Origin of the sequence: Agrococcus jejuensis (genome assembly GCF_007679035.1) — a bacterium.
Classification (GTDB): domain Bacteria; phylum Actinomycetota; class Actinomycetes; order Actinomycetales; family Microbacteriaceae; genus Agrococcus; species Agrococcus jejuensis_A.
The window spans coordinates 385,843-405,462 of the sequence record NZ_VEFR01000001.1 but is presented as its reverse complement, the minus strand read 5'-3'; the positions used below and the strand labels follow the sequence as shown (position 1 = coordinate 405,462).

Below are 19,620 nucleotides of genomic sequence, written 5' to 3'. Positions count from 1 at the left end.
CAGAGTCGGGCCCGTGAAGTCGTTCCTGGATGGATCGCTCCGCGAGCATGCGGAAGAGAGTGCCGCCAATGGCGACGGTCCAGGCTACCGCATCCCCACCGGATCGTGCAGCCGCGTGCCAGCGGCCCGCCTAGCGCGCGTTGGCGAAGTGCGTCTGGATCTCGGAGGCGGAGAGCACGCGGCTGTACATCGCGACCTCGTCGAGGTTCCCGCGGTAGTACTGCCCCGCCACGTTCGTCTGCAGACGACCGAGGTCGATGCTCGCCGACGCGGTCAGCGACTGCGTGCCCGCGGTGACCGTTCCGACCGAGACCCCGTCGATCCAGAGCTCGACCACCCCGTTCGTCTGGTTGCGGGTCATCACGACGTGGTGCCAGACGTTGTTCGCCAGCCCCGCCTGCGAGGCGATGGTGCGGTCGGTGCCGTTGTGGTTGCCCACCCCCGCCAGCACGCGGCCGTCCGCCATGAGCGCGATGCCGAAGTCGTTGGCGACGCCGCCCACCTCGGCATCGACGAGGCCGGCCCCGTTGTACCACTGCGACCCGATTCCCTTGCCGCCGTTGTCGGAGCGGAACCAGAGCTCGATCGTGAACGAGTCCTGGATGGTGCGCTGGGTGCGGACGAAGTCATCGGTGCCGTCGAAGAAGGCGGAGGTGCCGGGCTCGGCGACGAACGGCACGTCGCTGCTCGCGCTGGGACGCGTGGACGACGACGTCGTCGTGCCCGGGCGGCCGCTCGCGCCGCTCGCGGAGTTCGCGAGCAGGTTCGACGAGTCGAAGCGGAACGAGTCGACGAGGTTCGCGGTGCCCGCCACGACGCTCTGCGACGTGGGCTTGACCTTCACCACGTTGCTGCTCGCGGCCTCGCGCACGTTGCCGACGGCGTCCTCGACCAGGTGTCGGTACTGCACGCACGTGCCCGTGCCGACCGTGTCGTTGAACGCGACGTCGAAGGTGACGGCGGTGGACGCGATCTGGGACCACCCGCCGAAGGCGCCGCACGTGTCGCCCGTGAGCGTCGCCGTGCGACGCTGGAACACGCGGTCGACGACGCCGGAGCCTCCGGCGTCTGCGACGCTCGCGGCGTTCACCGGCACCGATGCGGACGATCCGGGCGAGGACGGTCGCACCGTGCCGGCCGGATATCCGATGGCGCCACCGCTCGGGGGCGTGCTGTCGTCGCGCAGCTGGATCCTGGTGGCGACCTGGTTGCCTGCGACGTCGAAGCCGACGATGTCGGTCGTCGGTGCCGTCGAGGTGCCCGGCTCCCAGGTGAACGGCGCCGACGCGAAGGGGCCGCCGGCGGGCGCCGAGACGTTCGTCGGGATGTGCGACCAGCCGGTCGCCGTGCCGGCGAGGGCGCCCGTCGAGCTGCTCCCCGGTCCCGACAGCGCGTCCGACACCGCGTTGACGATGCGCAGCTCGCCGTTGCCGGCTCCCCGATACCAGAGGGTGGTGCCCTGCAGCGAGGCGCGTCCCGTCGTCACCGAGACGGTGAACGCGTTCGTCGGAGCGACGGTGTCGGCGACGACGGTCGCACTCGCTGCGCTCGCTGGCCCGACCCAGCTCGCGGCGAAGCGCGCGACCACCGTGTAGGTCCATCGACCGTCCGGCACGTCGGCCTCGGTGCACGAGGTCGCGACCACGGTGCCGCCGCAGCTCCCGGTCGCGGCCACCGTCGTGCCGCTCCCGTCGGTACGCGCGACCGTGTAGCCGCTCACGGCGGTGCCGTCGGAGAGGGTCGTCGCGGACCACGAGACCGTGACGTCGTTCTGCGTCGCGACCGTGGCCGTGGGAGTGCCGACCCGCTGCACCGTCGTCGCCTGCGCCGCGCTCGAGCCGCCCGTGGTGCGCGCGCTCCAGAACGCCTCGCTGCTCGGGCTCGGCATGACGAGCGTCCCCACGAGGGCTGCGACGAGCGCGCCCACGACGAGCGGCGCAGCAGCGAGGCGGCGCATCACGCGCCTGCCTGCAGGTAGACGGTGACGGTCGCGCCCTGGCACCCCGTCGGCGCTGCGGTCGCCATGGCGAGCGCTCCGGGGAGGCTGATGCTCGTCGACCCGTTCGCGGGCACGGTCCATCCCGTGGTGCTCGCCGTGTACGTGAACCACGACGCTGCGCACGTGCCCGTGGCACCGCTGACCGCGACGCCGTTCGTGCCGCGCGTCGTGTCGAGCACGAGCGACGTGATGCGCAGTGGTGCGGCGTTCGGGTTCGTCGCGGTCGTCGAGAGCGTCACCGCGCTGCCGGGTCGCAGCGCGCCCGTCGCCGTGCCCGCCGAGAGCGTCACGGACGCGGTCGCTGAGCCCGTGGACGAGGTGCCGGAGCCCGCTCCTCGCGAGCTCCAGACGGCGTGCGCCGTGCCGCCGACGCCGACGATCGCCGCCACGGCGACCGCGGCGACGAGCCACGACCTCGTGCGAGCCCCGATGCCGACGCTCCCAGCGACGCGACGATGCCGTCCGACTCCGGCGCCGTGGCGCCCGGCGTCGGATGCGGCGCGCGCGCCCGTCCGCACGCTCATGCGGGCGTGCCGACGGCTGCGTACTCGAGCGCGAGCGTCGCTCCGAGGCATCCGGCCTGGTCGACGTCGGTGTCGCGCATCGACAGCAGCGGCAGCTCGTCGTCGCCGGCCCCTGCCCCCGTGAGCGAGGTCGACGCCGTGCCGGCGACCTCGAATCCGAACGTCGTCTGCTCGACGGCGAAGTCGTCGACGGAGCAGCCGAGCGCCGACGTCGCATTGGGTGCGTCGACCTCGGCGATGCGGACCGTGAGACCGCTCACGGCGAGTGCGACGTCGGTCTCGTTGCGGATGACGAGGTCGAGGCGCTCGCCCGCTCCTGGACGGAGCGGCACCGTCAGCGAGCCCGAGATCGACAGCGCGCCCGAGGGGGCGTGCAGCGCCTCCTGCTCCGTGCCGCCGCCCACGACGATGACGTCGGTGCGCTCCGGACCGACGACCGCCCACGCCACGAGCGTGCCCGACCACAGCACGAGCATCGCGGCGGCTCCCAGGAGGAAGGCGCGGCGACGTCGGGTGCGCTCGCTCGTCATGCTCGTGGCTCCGGCTCTCGATCGAAGGGTCGTCAGGTGCGGGCGGCTCCGCGAGGGAGCCGCCCAGCCGAGTCAGTTCGACGTGTAGCTGATGCTGACCGTCGCGCCCTGGCACGCGTCCTGGTTGCGTGCGTTGTCGTTCGCGAACGCGATCGTCGCGCCCGACCACGAGCCCTGGGAGCTGCCGGCGGCGACGTTCTGGTTGACCGTCATCGTCGCGTTCGCGATCGTGTAGTCCGCTGCGGTGCACGAGCCGGTCACGCCCTGGGCGACGGTGACCGAGCCGATCGAGGCGGTCACGGTGCGCACGTACTGCGAGCCGCCGCTGTTGTTCGTGAAGGTGCCGGACAGCGGCTGCGCCGCGGCGCCCGGACGCAGGTTCGACACGGTCGAGGTCTGCACGACCGTGACGGTGCCCGACGTGCCGGTCGTCGCCGAGCCCGAGCCGGTGCCCATCGTGGTCCAGTAGGCGAAGGCGGCGCCGCCGCCTGCGAGGACGAATGCGGCCGTGACGATCGCGATCAGCTTCGTGCGGTGCGTGCGGCGGGTGGGCGCGGTCGAGGACATGGCGAGGCTCCGAGCTCTGAGAGGTGGGGTCGGGGTCCGGCCCGCGCGGCGCATCGAGCTGCTCGTCGCGTGCGTGATCCCGAGGCCCGACCATACAGATCCGAGCAATCTTCATCAAGAAGATGTGCAGATGGGGTACAAATGCGCGACGCGCAACTCGTGTCTGGCGTGAGGAAGTCTCACACGACGCGCGTGTCGTGGCTCGGCAGCGCAGTCGAGCGCACCGGCCGACGTGAGACCGCGAAGGCCGCGGCGATGGGATCCCCCGTCGCCGCGGCCTCGATCGTCGCGGAGCGCTCGACGCGTCCGTGTGCTGCGCGTCGCCGCCCGGACGCGCTCAGCGGCCGCGCAGCACGGCGCCCTTCAGCGTGTCGAGACCGACGCCACCGATGTTCAGCACGCGCATGTGGAAGTCCTTGAGGTCGAACGCGTCGCCCTCCGCCGCCTTCGCCTCGTCGCGGATCTGCTCGAAGATGCGCTGGCCGATCTTGTACGACGGCGCCTGGCCCGGCCAGCCGAAGTAGCGGTTGACCTCGAAGCGCACGAACGGCTCGTTCATGTTGACGTTCTGACGCAGGAAGTCGAACGCGTAGTCGAAGTCCCACGAGCCGGTGCCGTCGAGGCGCGGCTTGCCCAGGTGCACGCCGATGTCGAGCACGACGCGCGCCGCGCGCATCCGTTGCCCGTCGAGCATGCCCAGACGGTCGGCCGGGTCGTCGAGGTAGCCGAGCGACTCCATGAGGCGCTCCGCGTAGAGCGCCCAGCCCTCGGCGTGGCCCGACGTGCCCGCGAGGCGGCGCCACGTGTTGAGCTGCGCGCGGTTGTACGTCGCCTGCGCGATCTGCAGGTGATGGCCGGGCACGCCCTCGTGGTAGACCGTCGTGAGCTCGCGCCACGTGTCGAACTCCGTGACGCCCTTCGGCACCGACCACCACATGCGGCCGGGACGCGAGAAGTCGTCGGCGGGACCCGTGTAGTAGATGCCGCCCGTCTGCGTCGGCGCGATCATGCACTCGAGGGCCTCGATCGGCTCCGCGATGTCGAAGTGCGTCTTGCCGAGCTCGGCGATCGCCGCGTCGCTCGTCGCCTGCATCCACGCCTTGAGCGCATCCGTGCCGTGCAGCTTGCGCGACGCGTCGCCGTCGAGATGCGCGATCGCCTCCGCGACGGACGCACCGGGCAGGATCTCGTTCGCGATGCGCTCCTGCTCTTCGCGCATGCGGGCGAGCTCCTCGATGCCCCACTCGTACGTCTCGTCGAGGTCGACCGTCGCGCCCAGGAAGCGGCGCGACATGAGCGAGTAGAACTCCCGGCCCACCGCGTCCTCCTCGCGCGCGGCGGGCAGCAGCTCGTCGCGCAGGAAGTCGCGCAGCACGCCGTACGCGAGCGTCGCCGACTGCGCGCCGCCCTGCAGGTCGCTGCGCAGGCCCTGGCTGAGGTCCTGGTCGTCGGCCTTCGCGTCGTTCGCGAGCTCGTGGAAGAAGCCGGCGCCGTCGCCGAAGTCCTCGAGCTGGTCGAGCACCTGCTCGACCTGGCGGCGCGCGGGCGTGTTGCCGGCCTCGATGCCGGCGCGGAGCGAGTCGACGTAGCCCTCGATCGCGCCGCGCACCGTGCGCATGCGACCGGAGATGTCGCTCCAGTGCTCCTCGGTCGCCGTCGGCATCATGTCGAAGATGTCGCGGATGCCCTGCGCCTCGGAGGCGAGGTTGTTGAGGTCGCGCTGCCACCAGCCCGACTCGATCGTCTCGACCTCGAGCTCGAGCTCACGGGTGAGGTCGGTCTTCGTGACCCAGTCGACGTCGTCGACCGGCTCCTCTGCGGCGAGCGCCGCGAGCGTGCCGCGAGCGGCCTCGAGACGGGGCTCGATGCCCTCGCGCGAGAGGTCGCCGTACTGGGTCTTGTCGCCCTCGGCGCCGAGCCAGACGCGCGTGCGCGGCTCGAGCTCGATCTCCTTCTGCACGACCGCCTCGGCGATCGCATCGATGGGCGTGGGGGTGCGTTCCTGCGGGGTCTCCGTCATGCTCCGACCCTACTCGCGGGTGCGGCCCCGTCGCCGGGCGTTCGCTCAGTCGAGGAGCGGCCGCACGGCCTCCTCGAAGGCGTCGATGCCCTCGTGCCCGTACGCGACGTCGGGCATGTAGACGACGAGGTAGTCGCAGCCCGCCGCCTGCAGCGCGCGGATGCGCTCGGCGACCTGCTCGGGGCTGCCGACCGCCGCGCCCTCGGCCTTGAACGCCGCGCCCGCCTGGTCGGCGGGCAGCGCGCGATCGGTGCGCGCGTGCACGTCGTCGACGACGCGACGCGCCTCGGCCTCCGTCGCCCGCACGACGACGTTGAGGTTCGTCGAGTTCGTGATCGTGCCCGGGTCGCGGCCCACGTCGTCGCAGTGCCGGTGCAGGATGTCGCGCTTGCGTGCGAACTGCTCGGGCGTGCCGCCGAAGTTCGACGCGTCGCCCCAGCGTGCGACGTACCGCAGCGTGCGCTGCTCGCCGCCGCCGGCGATCCAGGTGGGGATGTGCGGCGTGCCGTCCGCCCTGCGCTGCAGCGGCTGCGGCTGGCAGATCGCACCGTCGACCGAGTACCACTCCCCCTCGAGCGTCGCCTCGCCGTCGTGCCACAGGCGCTGCATGACCTGCACGCCGTCGCGCAGCCGCCCGATGCGCTCGCCCGTGCCCGGGAAGCCGTAGCCGTAGGCGCGGAACTCGTGCTCGTACCATCCGGCGCCGATGCCCATCTCGACGCGGCCGCCCGAGATCGCGTCGACCGTCGCGGCGATCTTCGCGAGGTGCGCCGGGTGCCGATAGCCCATGCACGTGCACATCTGGCCGAGGCGGATGCGGTCGGTCGCGGCGGCGAGCGCCGCCATGAGCGTCCATGCCTCGTGGGTCGCCTCGTGCGTGGGATGCGGCGTCGTGTGGAAGTGGTCGTAGACCCAGACCGACTCCCACCCGCCGGCCTCGGCGCGTCGCGCGACGTCGAGCATCGTGCGCCACTGGTCGGCGGGCTCCACGTCGACGAGGTCGAGCCGCCAGCCCTGCGGCACGAACAGTCCGGTACGCAGCGTCGTCATGGATCGCAGCCTACGCGGCGTCGGGGGTCGGGCCGGGCTGGCCGTCGTCGGTCTCGTCGGCGACTGCGCTCAGTGGCCGGCGGCGTCCCAGTTCGGCCCGACGCCGACGGCGACGTCGAGCGGCACCGACAGGTCGGCGGCGCCACCCATGCCGTCGCGCACGATCTCGGTCATGCGCTCGAGCTCGCCGGCCGCGACCTCGAAGACGAGCTCGTCATGCACCTGCAGCAGCATGCGCGACTGCAGGCCCTCGTCGAGGATCTGCGCATCGATCGCGAGCATGGCGCGCTTGATGATGTCGGCCGCCGAGCCCTGGATGGGCGAGTTGAGCGCCTGGCGCTCGGCGTTCTCGCGCAGCACCCGGTTGGCGGAGTGCAGGTCGGGGAACGGCCGGCGACGGCCGAAGATCGTCGTCGTGTAGCCGTCGTCCTTCGCCTGCATGACGACGCCGCGCAGGTAGTCGCGCACGCCGCCGAAGCGCGAGAAGTACTCGAGCATGAGGGCCTTCGCCTCGGACTGCGGGATGCGCAGCTGCTTCGACAGGCCGAAGGCGCTGAGGCCGTAGGCGAGGCCGTACGACATCGCCTTGACCTTCGTGCGCATGAGCGGCGTCACGTCGGCGGGGTCGACGCCGAAGACGCGCGAGCCGACGAACCGGTGCAGGTCCTCGCCCGAGTGGAACGCCTCGATGAGGCCGGCGTCCTCCGACAGGTGCGCCATGATGCGCATCTCGATCTGCGAGTAGTCGGCGGTGAGCAGGGTCTCGAAGCCCTCGCCGTGCACGAACGCCGTGCGGATCTCGCGACTCACCTCGGTGCGGATCGGGATGTTCTGCAGGTTCGGGTCGTTCGACGAGAGGCGCCCCGTGTTGGAGCCCGTCTGGTCGTACGTCGTGCGGATGCGCGCATCCGGCTGGATGCCCTTCTGCAGCGTCTCGATGATCTGCATGAGCTTCGTCGCCTCGCGGTGCTGCAGCAGCAGCCCGAGGAACGGATGCGGGCTCGACTCCTGCAGGTCGGCGAGCGCCTGCGCGTCGGTCGAGTAGCCCGTCTTCGTCGCGCGCGTCTTGGGCATGCCGAGCTCGTCGAACAGCACGGTCTGCAGCTGCTTGGGGCTGCCGAGGTTGACCTCGTGGCCGATCTCGGCGAACGCGTCCTGCGCGTGGCCGTCGGCCTTCTCGCGCATCGTCGCGTGGATGCGCTCGAGCACCGACGCGTCGATCGTGACGCCCGCGTTCTCCATGCGCGTGAGCACGGGCTGCAGCGGCAGCTCGATGTCGGCCTCGACGCCCTGCGTGCCCTCGTCGAGGTTGGCGGTGAGCGGGCCGGCGATGCGGGCGACGTACCAGGCGATCGTGCCGATCGCGCTCGGCTCGACGTCGGGCACGAGCTGCGTCGGGTCGGGCTTCGGCATCGTCTCGCCCAGGATCGTGAAGACCTGGTGGTCGAGCTCGTACGTCTTCGCCAGCGCCGTCGGCGCCGCGAGCCATGCGGCGATGCGCGTGTCGACCGCGACGCCGCCGAGGTCGAGCCCCGCGGCCCACAGCCAGCGACGCTGCAGCTTCGCGTCGTGCAGCGCCTTCGGGTGGTCGCCCGCGAGCCACTCGGCGAGCGCGACGTAGTCGCCGGTGCCCGCCTGGTAGGGCACGTAGACGCTCGTCGTGTCGGTCGCGAGCCCGACGCCCGTGAGCTCGTCGCCGGTGCGCTCGAGGTGCACGGCGACCTGCGCCGTCTGCCGCTCGAGCCACGTCGCGAGCTCCTCGTCGACCATCGTGTGCACCGCGGGCGCCGCCGGGCCGTTCGCGGCGGGCGCGGACTCGCCGTCGGCGCTGCCGCCCTCCTGCGTGAGCACGCGGTCGAGCAGCGTGCGGAACTGCAGGCGCTGCGAGAACATCTCGCGCACCTTCGCCTCGTCGATCGGCTGGCGTGCGACGTCGGTCGGGCCGATCGGCAGCTCGACGTCGTCGACGAGCCGGTTGAGCCTGCGGTTGCGCACCGCGCGGTCCTGCTGCTCGCGGAGGTTGTTGCCGACGACGCCCTTGATCTCGTCGGCGTGCGCGAGGATCTCGTCGACGGTGCCCCACTGCTGCACCCACTTGACGGCCGTCTTCTCGCCGACCTTGTCGATGCCCTGCAGGTTGTCGCTCGTCTCGCCGACGAGCGCCGCGATCTCGGGGTACTGGTGCGGCTCGATGCCGTAGCGCTCGCGCACGGTCTCGGGCGTGTAGCGCTTGAGCTCGGAGACGCCGCGCGCCGACGGGTACAGCAGCGTGACGTCCTGGTTCACGAGCTGGATCGTGTCGCGGTCGCCCGAGACGACCAGCACGTCCATGCCCTCCTCGACGCCCCGCCTCGCCATCGTGGCGAGGATGTCGTCGGCCTCGAAGTCCTCCTTCGAGATCGTGCGGATGCCCATCGCGTGGAGGGCCTCCTCGAGCAGCGGGATCTGCCCCTTGAACTCCGGCGGCGTCTCGGCGCGCGTGCCCTTGTACTCCGCGTACTCGCGGGTGCGGAACGAGAACCGCGAGATGTCGAACGCGACGGCGAGATGCGTCGGCCGCTCGTTCTTGAGGATGAGCAGCAGCATCGAGATGAACCCGTGGATGGCGTTCGTGTGCTGCCCCTCGCTGTTGACGAAGTTGTCGAGCGGCAGGGCGAAGAACGCCCGGAACGCCAGCGAGTGGCCGTCGATGACCATGAGGGTAGGCTTCGTGTCCGGCACGGCAGCAAGCCTAGCCAGCACCAGCGACACCGCCTTCGAGGAGGCCCCTTGTCCGACGCGCCGGCACCCGCGACTCCCCCGCATCCGATCCCCTCGGCGGTCGCCGCCGACCCGGGCGCGTCGTCGCTGCTCGGCGAGCGCGGCCGCGGCGAGCTCGCGGAGCGCATGGGCATCGAGTTCACGGAGCTCTCGGCCGAGCGATCGGTCGCGACGATGCCCGCGGAGGGCAATCGGCAGCCGATCGGCCTCATCCACGGCGGCGCCTACTGCGTGCTCGCGGAGTCGCTCGGCTCGATGTCGGCGAACGCGCACGCGATCGCGCTCGGCCGCTACGCCGTGGGCATCGACATCAACGCGACGCACACGCGCTCGGTGCGCTCGGGCACGGTCACCGGCACGTGCACGGCGGTGCACCTCGGCTCGACGATGACGGTGCACGAGATCGTCATCACCGACGAGTCGGGCGCCCGCATCTCGACGGCTCGCATCACGAACCTGCTGCGCGACCGCCGCTGACGCGCGCTGCGCGCCATCGATTGGCCACTTCCTGCGATCGATTGGCCAACTCTTGCGACGGGCGCCGGTCGATTGGCGCTCATTGGCGCCAATCGACGGAGGCGCAACGCAGATCCTGGCCAATCGACGGGCGTCACGCCGACCGGCGGGCCATGGCGGCTCGGATGATCGCGATCATCCGGCGTGCGCCGTCGCCGAGATCGGGCGCGGTCACACGGATGACCTCCCAGCCGGCTTCCTGCAGCCGACGATGTCGGTCGATGTCCCGCGCGTACTGGCGCGCGTCGACACGATGATGCTGGCCGTCGTACTCGACGCCGAGGCGGAGGTCGCGCCAGCCCATGTCGAGACGTCCGATCAGCGACCCGTCATCGCTCGCGACCGTGACCTGCAGCTCGGGCTCGCGGATGCCGGCGCGCACGATCAGCAGCCTGACCTTCGACTCCTGCGGAGACTCGGCCCCGACCCGGATGGCACCGAGAGCCCGAGCCACGCGGCTCATGCCCCGTGCTCCGCGGAAGTGCTCGGCATTGCGAACGAGGTCGGCGATCTCGAGACGGTCGCGCCGAGTCGACGCGACGATCGCGTCACCGACCGCGACGAGCTCGTCGTGGTCGAGGAGCGAGGCGACGTGCACGAAGCAGTCCTCGAGCGATTCGACCGGCATGCCGCGCATCGTGACGACGCGTGCCTTGATCCGATGACCGACGACGTCTGGACGACGCATCCGCGACGTGTACGACGGTGATGCGAGATGGATCGGGAGCGGCAGGATCCGAGCCGGCAACGGCAGCCCGTGGATGCGCGCCGCGGTCGTGTGCGAGAGGAACTGGTCGGGGCGGCGGACTGCGTCGATGGCGGCGAGCAGATCGCGGTCGGCGTCCGACGGAGCCGCGAGGACCCGCGCGCCCCACGCCGGCGCCATCAGCGCCCTCGTTCGCAGCTCGTAGCGCGTGAAGCCGAGCGCGAGCGCATCCTGCACGGTGATGACTCGACGCTGTTTCGGCTCTGCAGGGCGTGGCATGCCGGCACCATGCCAGCCACGGGACGTTCCCCGGCTAGGTCTGTGGAGAGGCCCGATTGCTGCGCGGCTGTGCGGGATGCGTGACGCACGCCAGGCGGCGAGTGGTCGACTTCTGCGCTGAGCAACGCACGATTGGCGCACATCGGCGCCAATCGATGGGGTCGGAACGCAAGAGATGGCCAATGGATCGCCAGAGTTGGCCAATCGACGCAGGCAGCCTCGACAGTGGGTCCGGCGTGCAGCCGGAAGGGCGTCAGCCCTTCTTGCCGTCGCCCAGCTGCTCGATCACGGCGCGGGCGACCTCGCCCATCGTCAGGCGACGATCCATCGACGCCTTCTGGATCCAGCGGAACGCCTCGGGCTCCGACAGGCCCATGCGCTGGCCGAGCAGGCCCTTCGCACGGTCGACGAGCTTGCGGGTCTCGAAGCGCTCGGCGAGGTCGGCGACCTCGGTCTCGAGCGCCTGGATCTGGTCGTAGCGGGCCAGCGCGATCTCGATCGCGGGCAGCAGGTCGTTGGGCGTGAACGGCTTCACGACGTACGCGAGCGCACCGGCCTCCGACGCGCGCTCGACGAGCTCCTTCTGCGAGAAGGCGGTGAGCAGCACGACCGGGGCGATCTTGCCCTCCGACAGCTTCTCAGCCGCCGAGATGCCATCCATCTTCGGCATCTTCACGTCCATGACGACGAGGTCGGGCCGCAGCGCGGTCGCGAGCTCGACGGCCTTCTCCCCGTCGCCGGCCTCGCCGACGATCTCGAAGCCGTTGTCCTGCAGCGTCTCGACGATGTCCAGGCGGATGAGCGACTCGTCCTCCGCGACGACGACGCGGCGCCGGGTGCTGCTCGTGGCGGCCTCCGGCTCGGGGAGCTCGGGCTCCAGGAACGTGGCATCGGTCATGCGACTAGCCTATGGGATGCGCGCGCGGCCTCGGCCCGCGCCGGCATGGCGGAATTGGCAGACGCGGCGCACTCAAACTGCGCTTCCTCACGGAGTCAGGGTTCGAGTCCCTGTGCCGGCACTCCTCACGCACGAGGGCCGCACGCGCGAACGCCCCCACCCGATCGGGTGGGGGCGTTCGTCACGAACGGACGGCGCCGGCCGTCAGGCCGCAGGCGTCGATGCGGCGCGGGCGCGCTCCTGCGCGACCGTCGGCACCTCGATGCGACGCATGCCGTGGTAGGCCTGCGCCGCCTCGTTGTGGGCGTCGCCGACGACGTGCACGCGCAGGTCGTTCGTCGAGCCCGAGATGCCGGGAGGCGATCCCGAGATCACGACGACCTTCTCGCCCATCGCGACGAGGCCGCGGCCGATGAGGATGTCGTCGGCGAGCGCGATCATCTCGTCGGTGTGCGTCACGCGGTCGACGAGGTACGTCTGCATGCCCCAGATGAGCTGCATGCGCGACTCGATCTCGGGATCGGGCGTGAGCGCGATCGTGGGGATCGACGTGCGCAGCCGCGACATGCGGCGTGCGGAGTCGCCCGACTCGGTGAAGACGACGATCGCCTTCGCCTCGACGAACTCGGCGACCTCGCGGGCGGCGAGCGTGATGGCGCCACCCTGCGTGCGCGGCTTCGTGCCGAGCGGCGGGATGCGCGTGAGGCCGTGCGCCTCGGTCGACTCGATGATGCGCGCCATCGTCTGGATCGTGACGATCGGGTACGCACCGACGCTCGTCTCGCCCGAGAGCATGACCGCGTCGGCGCCATCGAGGATGGCGTTGGCGCAGTCGGATGCCTCGGCACGCGTCGGGCGCGGTGCGTCGATCATCGACTCGAGCACCTGCGTCGCGACGATGACGGGCTTCGCCCAGCGCCTCGAGAGCTCGACGGCGCGCTTCTGCACCAGCGGCACCTGCTCCAGCGGCAGCTCGACGCCGAGGTCGCCGCGCGCGACCATGATCGCGTCGAACGCGTCGATGATCTCGGCGAGGTTGTCGACGGCCTGCGGCTTCTCGATCTTCGCGACGACGGGCAGGCGACGGCCCTCCTCGTCCATGATCTCGTGCACGCGCTGGATGTCGGAGGCGTCGCGCACGAACGACAGCGCGATGATGTCGGCGCCCAGCTGGAGCGCCCAGCGCAGGTCCGCCTCGTCCTTGTCGGACAGCGCGGGCACGTTCACGGCGACGCCGGGCAGGTTGATGCCCTTGTTGTCGCTGACCTTGCCGCCCACGACGACGCGCGTGACGACGCGCACGCCATCGGTCGAGACGACCTCCAGCGCGATGCGACCGTCGTCGATCAGCAGCGGGTCTCCCGCCTTGACGTCGGCGGGCAGGCCCTTGAACGTCGTCGAGACGACGTCCTTGTCGCCGGGCACGTCCTCGGTCGTGATGGTGAAGATGTCGCCGTCGGCGAGGATCTGCGGGCCAGCCGCGATCTTGCCGAGGCGGATCTTGGGACCCTGGAGGTCGACGAGGATGCCCACGGGCATGCCCAGCTCGTCGGACGCCTTGCGGATGTCCTCGTACACGGCCTCGTGCACCGGGTAGGCGCCGTGGCTCAGGTTCATGCGGGCGACGTTGACGCCGGCCGCGATCGCGGCCTTCGTCTGCTCGTATCCCGACAGCGCCGGCCCGAAGGTGGCGACGATCTTGGCTCGTCTCATTGCTCTCTCTCGCACGTGACTCGACTGCGGCACGGATGCCGTGTCGAGTCTTCCACTGTCTACGCGCGGATGGGGAGGTCGGTCGCGCGCACCGGTGCCGGCAGGGTCGTCGACCCCTCCAGGTACCGGTCCACGGCCGCTGCCACCGCGCGTCCCTCTGCGATCGCCCACACGATGAGCGATGCACCTCGACCGGCGTCGCCAGCCACGAAGACGCCTTCCGTCGAGGTCGCGTAGTCCGCGTCGCGCGTCACGGCGCCGCGGGTGAACTGGGTGCCGAGCTGACCGCTGAGGGTCTCCTGCTCCGCGCCGGTGAATCCGAGGGCGAGCAGCACGAGATCCGCGGGGATCTCGCGCTCCGTGCCCGCCTTGGGTCGGCGCACGCCGTCGACGATCTCGGTCTCGGCGACCTTGAGGGCGCGCACCTCGCCGACCTCGTTCGCCATGAACTCGACGGTCGAGGCGAGGAACGTGCGCTCGCCGCCCTCCTCGTGGCTCGACTGCACCTCGAAGATCGCGGGATGCGTCGGCCACGGCTGGTGGTCGGGACGCTCGGAGGGCGGCTGCACGCCGATCGCGAGGTTCGTGACCGACAGCGCGCCCTGGCGGTGCGCCGTGCCGATGCAGTCGGCACCGGTGTCGCCACCGCCGAGGACGACGACGTGCTTGCCCTCGGCCGTGATCTGGCTCGAGACGGCCGTGCCGGCGACGGCGCGGTTCTGCTGCGTCAGGTACTCCATCGCGTAGTGCACGCCCGCGAGGTCGCGGCCGGGGATCGCGAGCTCGCGCGGCACCATGGCGCCGGTCGCGACGACGATGGCGTCGAATCGCTCGCGCAGCGCATCCCAGGTGATGTCCCTGCCGATGTCGACGCCGGCGCGGAAGCGGGTGCCCTCGGCCGTCATCTGCGCGAGGCGCTGGTCGATCGTGCGCTTCTCGAGCTTGAAGTCGGGGATGCCGTAGCGCAGCAGGCCGCCGATGCGGTCGTCGCGCTCGTACACGGCGACGGTGTGGCCGGCGCGCGTGAGCTGCTGCGCCGCCGCGAGGCCCGCGGGGCCCGAGCCGACGACCGCGACGGTCTTGCCGGTGAGGCGTGCCGGCGGGTGCGGCTCGATCCAGCCGTGCTGGAAGGCGTCGGCGGCGATCGACTGCTCGACCTGCTTGATGGTGACGGCGGGCTGGTTGATGCCGAGCACGCACGACGACTCGCACGGCGCCGGGCACAGCTTGCCGGTGAGCTCGGGGAAGTTGTTCGTCGCATGCAGGCGATCGCTCGCCGCACGGCCCTCGCCGCGCCACGTGAGGTCGTTGAACTCGGGGATCAGGTTGCCCAGCGGGCAGCCCTGATGGCAGAACGGCACGCCGCAGTCCATGCAGCGGCCGGCCTGTCGGCGCAGCACGGCCTTGTCGCCGAGCTCGCCGATCTCCTTCCAGTCCATGATGCGCACCGCGACGGGTCGCTTCGGGGCCAGCTCGCGCTGGGTCGTCTTCAGGAATCCGCGGGGGTCAGCCACCGGTCACCTCCAGGATGCGCGTCCAGATCTGGTCGGAGTCGGGATCGATGCCCGCGTCCTCGGCCTGCTTGCGGATGTCCCGCACGGCAGCCCAGTCGCGGGGCACGATCTTCGTGAAGCCCGCGAGCCCGCCGCGGCCGTCGAGGAGGCGTGCGGCGACGGTCGACTCGGTGAGCTCGACGTGGCGCTCGAGGATCGCGCGCAGCTCGATCTCGTCCTCCTCGCTCAGGCGCTCGAGCAGCAGCTCGCCCGCATGCAGCGACTCGCGGTTGATGCGTGCGGCGTCGAGGTCGAGCACGTACGCGATGCCGCCCGACATGCCGGCGCCGAGGTTGCGGCCCGTGTGGCCGAGGATCACGGCGATGCCGCCCGTCATGTACTCGAGCGCGTGGTCGCCGGTGCCCTCGCACACGGCGGTCGCGCCGGAGTTGCGCACGAGGAAGCGCTCGCCGACGATGCCGCGGATGTGCAGCGACCCGGAGGTCGCGCCGTAGCCGATGACGTTGCCCGCGATGACGTTGCGCTCCGCGACGAACGGTGCCGAGGGGTCGGGCCGCACGGTGATGAGACCGCCCGAGAGGCCCTTGCCGACGTAGTCGTTGGAGTCGCCCACGAGGCGCAGCGTGATGCCGCGCGGGATGAACGCGCCGAGCGACTGCCCGGCGGAGCCGCGCAGCGTGATGTCGATCGAGTCCGGGGGCATGCCGGCCTCGCCGTGGCGCTTCGTGACCTCGTTGCCGAGCATCGTGCCGACGGCGCGGTCGGTGTTCGCGACGGGGATGTCGAGACGCACGGTCGAGCCTGCGTGGTGCGCACGCAGCACGTCGTCGAGCAGGCGCATGTCCAGCTGGTCGTCGAGCTCGTGATCCTGCACGGTCATGTTGCGGCGCTCGCCTGCCGTCTGGGGCACGTCGAGCACCTTCTGCAGGTCGAGGCCGTCCGCCTTCCAGTGATGGATGGCCTCGTCGACGTCGAGCAGCTCCGAGCGGCCGATGGCCTCGTCGATCGAGCGCAGGCCGAGCGACGCGAGCAGCTCGCGCACCTCCTCGGCGACGTACTCGAAGAACGTGACGACGAACTCGGGCTTGCCCGTGAAGCGCTCGCGCAGGGTCGGGTTCTGCGTCGCGACGCCCACGGGGCACGTGTCGAGGTGGCAGACGCGCATCATGATGCAGCCCGACACGACGAGCGGTGCCGTGGCGAAGCCGTACTCCTCGGCGCCGAGCAGCGCGCCGACGAGCACGTCGCGACCGGTCTTCAGCTGGCCGTCGACCTGCACGACGACCCGCTCGCGCAGGCCGTTGACCATGAGCGTGTGCTGCGCCTCGGCGAGGCCGATCTCCCACGGCGTGCCCGCGTGCTTCAGCGAGTTCAGCGGGCTCGCGCCCGTGCCGCCGTCGTGGCCGGAGACGAGCACGACGTCGGCCTTGGCCTTCGCGACGCCCGCAGCGACCGCGCCGATGCCCGACTGCGAGACGAGCTTCACGTGGATGCGCGCCTCGCGGTTCGCCCGCTTGAGGTCGAAGATGAGCTGCTTGAGGTCCTCGATCGAGTAGATGTCGTGGTGCGGCGGCGGCGAGATGAGGCCGACGCCCGTCGTCGCATGCCGGGTGCGCGCGACCCACGGGTACACCTTCGCGGGCGGCAGCTGGCCGCCCTCGCCGGGCTTGGCGCCCTGCGCCATCTTGATCTGGATGTCGTCGGCGTGCGTGAGGTACATCGACGTGACGCCGAAGCGACCGGACGCGACCTGCTTGATCGACGAGCGGCGCTCGGGGTCGAGCAGCCGGTCGACGTCCTCGCCGCCCTCGCCCGTGTTCGACTTCGCGCCGAGGCGGTTCATCGCGATCGCGAGCGTCTCGTGCGCCTCCTTGGAGATGGAGCCGTACGACATGGCGCCGGTCGAGAAGCGCTTGACGATCTCGGAGACCGGCTCGACCTCGTCGATCGGGATGGGCGTGACGCCCTCCGTCTTGAGGCGGAAGAGGCCGCGCAGCGTCTTCAGCTCGCGCGACTGCTCGTCGACGGCTGCCGAGTACTCGCGGAAGACGTCGTACTGCCGCGTGCGCGTCGAGTGCTGCAGGCGGAAGACCGTCTCGGGGTTGAAGAGGTGCGGCGTCGAGTCGCGACGCCACTGGTACTCGCCGCCCGTGGGCAGGCCCTCGTGCGCGAACGGCGCCTTCTCGGCCGGGTAGGCGATCGCGTGGCGCTGCGCGGACTCCGACGCGAGCACCGCGACGCCGACGCCGCCGAGGCGCGTGGGCGTGCCCTCGAAGTAGCGCTCGACGAGCTCCTCCGACAGGCCGACCGCCTCGAACGCCTGCGCGCCCGCGTACGACCCGACCGTCGAGATGCCCATCTTCGACATGATCTTCGTCACGCCCTTGCCGAGCGCCTTGATGACGTTGTGCACGGCATCCTCGGGACTGATGCCCGGGATGCGGCCGGTGATCGCCAGCTGCTCGGCGGTCTCCATCGCGAGGTACGGGTTGATGGCGGAGGCGCCGTAGCCGATGAGCAGCGCGACGTGGTGCACCTCGCGCACGTCGCCCGTCTCGGCGACGAGGCCGACGCGCATGCGCGTCTCGGCGTCGATGAGGTGGTGGTGCACGGCGGACACCGCGAGGAGGCTCGGGATGGGTGCGAGCTGCTCGTTCGAGTCGCGGTCGGAGATCACGACGTACTGCGCGCCCTCGGCGATCGCCTCGTCGACCTCCGCGCACATGGCGTCGAGGCGCGCGACCATCGCATCCGCTCCCCCGTCGACCGGGTAGAGCGCCGAGATCGTCACGGTGCGGCGGGAGCCGGGCGTGCGGTCGATGTGGCGGATCTTCGCGAGCTCGTCGTTGTCGATGACGGGGAAGTCGAGGATGACCTGGCTCGCGTGCGCCGCCGAGGCGGTGAGCAGGTTGCGCACGGGGCCGAGGCCGAGGCGCATCGACGTGACGACCGACTCGCGGATGGAGTCGAGCGGCGGGTTCGTCACCTGCGCGAACGCCTGCGCGAAGTAGTCGAACAGCAGGCGAGGGCGGTCGGAGAGCACCGCGATGGGGGTGTCGGATCCCATGGCACCGAGGGGCTCGGCGCCCGTCGCCGCCATGGGCGTGAGCAGGATCCGCACCTCCTCCTCGGTGTAGCCGAAGGTGCGCTGACGGCGCGTCACCGACGCGGGCGTGTGGATGACGTGCTCGCGATCGGGCAGCTCGCTCAGGTGGATGCGGCTCGACTCGAGCCACTCGCCCCACGGCTGCGACCGCGCGAGCTCCATCTTCGTCTGGAAGTTGTCGAGCAGGCGGCCGTGCTCGGTGTCCACGAGGAACAGGCGGCCGGGCTGCAGGCGACCGCGCTGCACGACGCGCGCGGGATCGATCGGCAGCACGCCGGTCTCGGAGGCCACGACGACGAGGCCGTCGTCGGTCACGAGCCAGCGGCCCGGGCGCAGGCCGTTGCGGTCGAGGGTCGCGCCGACGAGCGTGCCGTCGGTGAAAGAGATGGCGGCGGGGCCGTCCCACGCCTCCATGAGCAGCGAGTGGTACTCGTAGAACTCGCGCAGCTCGTCGGGCAGGTCGGTGGCGTTCTCCCACGCCTCCGGCACCATCATCATCATCGCGTGCGGCAGGCTGCGGCCCGAGAGCGTGAGCAGCTCGAGCACCTCGTCGAACGAGCCGGAGTCCGAGATGCCGGGCGTGACGATGGGGTAGAGCGGCTTGAGGTCGCCGAGCAGCTCGCTGCGCAGCTGCGACTGCCGCGCGCGCATCCAGTTGCGGTTGCCCTCGACGGTGTTGATCTCGCCGTTGTGGGCGATCATGCGCAGCGGCTGCGCGAGGGGCCACGACGGGAACGTGTTCGTCGAGTAGCGCGAGTGCACGATCGCGAGCCTCGTCGCGAAGCGCTCGTCGGAGAGGTCGGGGTAGAACGGCTCGAGCTGCAGCGTCGTGACCATGCCCTTGTAGGTGATGGTCCGTGCCGACAGCGAGGGCAGGTAGTCGCCGACCTCGCGCTCGATGCGCTTGCGCAGACGGAAGGTGAGGCGGTCGAGGTCGATGCCCGACGCCTGCGTGCCCGCCGACGCCACGAAGAGCTGCTCGATGGCGGGCATCGCCGCGCGGGCGAGGTCGCCGAGGGTCTCGGGGCGCACGGGCACCTCGCGCCAGCCGAGCACCGTGAGGCGCTCCTCGCCGGCGAGGCGCTCGATGTCGCGCTTCGCCGCGGCGCGCGCGGCGTCGTCGATGGGCAGGAAGGCGAGGCCGGCGGCGTAGGCGCCGGCCGGCGGCAGCGCGAAGCCCGCGACGGCGCGCAGGAACTCGTCGGGCATCTGCGTGAGGATGCCCGCACCGTCGCCGGTGCCGGCGTCGGAGCCGACGGCACCGCGGTGCTCGAGGTTGCGCAGCGCGTCGAGGGCGTTGACGACGATGTCGTGACCGGCGCTGCGGCGCAGCGTCGCCACCATGGCGAGGCCGCACGAGTCGCGATCCAGTCGCGGGTCGTACATCCCCGCCTCGGGGTGGCCACCGAGGTGGCGGAGCATGGATGCCATGACGGAC

General features: G+C 71.2%; 13 protein-coding genes and 1 tRNA gene. 2 read left to right on the top strand and 12 right to left on the bottom strand.

All coding sequences use genetic code 11. From position 1 onward, the window contains the following. Nucleotides 1-130 precede the first annotated feature (130 nt). The 7 genes from FS793_RS01845 to polA form a co-directional block, all read right to left on the bottom strand. On the bottom strand, nt 131-1,957 hold the full coding sequence (locus FS793_RS01845) for a LamG domain-containing protein (protein WP_186329276.1): 1,827 nt from the start codon (nt 1,955-1,957) through the stop codon (nt 131-133). Further along, nucleotides 1,957-2,523 carry a hypothetical protein gene (locus tag FS793_RS16060; protein ID WP_186329275.1) on the bottom strand — a complete coding sequence of 189 codons (567 nt, stop codon included), beginning with the start codon at nt 2,521-2,523 and terminating at the stop codon, nt 1,957-1,959. Before FS793_RS16060 ends, FS793_RS01845 begins: the two co-directional genes overlap by 1 nt. Then, a complete protein-coding gene (locus tag FS793_RS01840; RefSeq protein ID WP_144717962.1) occupies nt 2,520-3,053 on the bottom strand; it encodes a hypothetical protein in 534 nt (177 codons plus the stop codon). Before FS793_RS01840 ends, FS793_RS16060 begins: the two co-directional genes overlap by 4 nt. A 72-nt stretch (nt 3,054-3,125) precedes the next feature. Further along, nucleotides 3,126-3,620: a hypothetical protein gene (locus FS793_RS01835; RefSeq protein ID WP_144717960.1), complete on the bottom strand. Its 495-nt coding sequence runs from the start codon at nt 3,618-3,620 to the stop codon at nt 3,126-3,128. A 337-nt stretch (nt 3,621-3,957) separates the two neighbouring features. Further along, the gene (locus tag FS793_RS01830) at nt 3,958-5,640 is read right to left on the bottom strand and encodes a DUF885 domain-containing protein (protein WP_144717958.1); all 1,683 of its coding nucleotides are present in this window, start codon (nt 5,638-5,640) and stop codon (nt 3,958-3,960) included. Nucleotides 5,641-5,685: 45 nt separating this feature from the next. After that, nucleotides 5,686-6,690: a TIGR03560 family F420-dependent LLM class oxidoreductase gene (locus tag FS793_RS01825; RefSeq protein WP_260979975.1), complete on the bottom strand. Its 1,005-nt coding sequence runs from the start codon at nt 6,688-6,690 to the stop codon at nt 5,686-5,688. Nucleotides 6,691-6,759: 69 nt separating this feature from the next. Then, the gene (polA, locus tag FS793_RS01820; RefSeq protein WP_186329371.1) at nt 6,760-9,387 is read right to left on the bottom strand and encodes a DNA polymerase I; all 2,628 of its coding nucleotides are present in this window, start codon (nt 9,385-9,387) and stop codon (nt 6,760-6,762) included. 111 nt (nt 9,388-9,498) lie between these two features. Here polA and FS793_RS01815 point away from each other — a divergent pair, with 111 nt between their 5' ends. Beyond that, nucleotides 9,499-9,927: a PaaI family thioesterase gene (locus tag FS793_RS01815; protein ID WP_440130452.1), complete on the top strand. Its 429-nt coding sequence runs from the start codon at nt 9,499-9,501 to the stop codon at nt 9,925-9,927. A gap of 133 nt (nt 9,928-10,060) precedes the next feature. Here the strand turns inward: FS793_RS01815 and FS793_RS01810 are convergent, their stop codons facing one another. Together FS793_RS01810 and FS793_RS01805 are read right to left on the bottom strand one after the other, a co-directional pair. Next, nucleotides 10,061-11,155, bottom strand: coding sequence for a hypothetical protein (locus FS793_RS01810; RefSeq protein ID WP_144717954.1), 1,095 nt, complete (start codon nt 11,153-11,155; stop codon nt 10,061-10,063). Between the two features lie 49 nt (nt 11,156-11,204). Beyond that, nucleotides 11,205-11,849, bottom strand: coding sequence for an ANTAR domain-containing response regulator (locus FS793_RS01805; RefSeq protein WP_144717952.1), 645 nt, complete (start codon nt 11,847-11,849; stop codon nt 11,205-11,207). Between the two features lie 39 nt (nt 11,850-11,888). On the opposite strand from FS793_RS01805, the gene FS793_RS01800 reads away from it, so the two are divergent. Further along, nucleotides 11,889-11,970: transfer RNA gene (locus tag FS793_RS01800), tRNA-Leu, on the top strand. Nucleotides 11,971-12,053: 83 nt separating this feature from the next. Here the strand turns inward: FS793_RS01800 and pyk are convergent. Genes pyk through gltB form a run of 3 tightly spaced genes read right to left on the bottom strand, consistent with a single transcriptional unit; the run spans nt 12,054 to nt 19,613 of the window. Beyond that, nucleotides 12,054-13,562 (bottom strand): pyruvate kinase, encoded by a 1,509-nt coding sequence (gene pyk, locus FS793_RS01795; RefSeq protein ID WP_144717950.1) that lies wholly within the window; start codon nt 13,560-13,562, stop codon nt 12,054-12,056. A 59-nt stretch (nt 13,563-13,621) separates the two neighbouring features. Beyond that, the gene (locus FS793_RS01790) at nt 13,622-15,076 is read right to left on the bottom strand and encodes a glutamate synthase subunit beta (RefSeq protein ID WP_144717947.1); all 1,455 of its coding nucleotides are present in this window, start codon (nt 15,074-15,076) and stop codon (nt 13,622-13,624) included. Continuing rightward, the gene (gene gltB / locus FS793_RS01785) at nt 15,069-19,613 is read right to left on the bottom strand and encodes a glutamate synthase large subunit (RefSeq protein ID WP_260979974.1); all 4,545 of its coding nucleotides are present in this window, start codon (nt 19,611-19,613) and stop codon (nt 15,069-15,071) included. Before gltB ends, FS793_RS01790 begins: the two co-directional genes overlap by 8 nt. Nucleotides 19,614-19,620 lie beyond the last annotated feature (7 nt).

Coding starts and splice junctions, on each gene's coding strand:
- FS793_RS01845 (WP_186329276.1), bottom strand. CDS start 1,957: ATGCGCCGCCTCGCTGCTGCGCCGCTCGTCGTGGGCGCGCTCGTCGCA.
- FS793_RS16060 (WP_186329275.1), bottom strand. CDS start 2,523: ATGAGCGTGCGGACGGGCGCGCGCGCCGCATCCGACGCCGGGCGCCAC.
- FS793_RS01840 (WP_144717962.1), bottom strand. CDS start 3,053: ATGACGAGCGAGCGCACCCGACGTCGCCGCGCCTTCCTCCTGGGAGCC.
- FS793_RS01835 (WP_144717960.1), bottom strand. CDS start 3,620: ATGTCCTCGACCGCGCCCACCCGCCGCACGCACCGCACGAAGCTGATC.
- FS793_RS01830 (WP_144717958.1), bottom strand. CDS start 5,640: ATGACGGAGACCCCGCAGGAACGCACCCCCACGCCCATCGATGCGATC.
- FS793_RS01825 (WP_260979975.1), bottom strand. CDS start 6,690: ATGACGACGCTGCGTACCGGACTGTTCGTGCCGCAGGGCTGGCGGCTC.
- polA (WP_186329371.1), bottom strand. CDS start 9,387: ATGGTCATCGACGGCCACTCGCTGGCGTTCCGGGCGTTCTTCGCCCTG.
- FS793_RS01805 (WP_144717952.1), bottom strand. CDS start 11,849: ATGACCGATGCCACGTTCCTGGAGCCCGAGCTCCCCGAGCCGGAGGCC.
- pyk (WP_144717950.1), bottom strand. CDS start 13,562: ATGAGACGAGCCAAGATCGTCGCCACCTTCGGGCCGGCGCTGTCGGGA.
- gltB (WP_260979974.1), bottom strand. CDS start 19,613: ATGGCATCCATGCTCCGCCACCTCGGTGGCCACCCCGAGGCGGGGATG.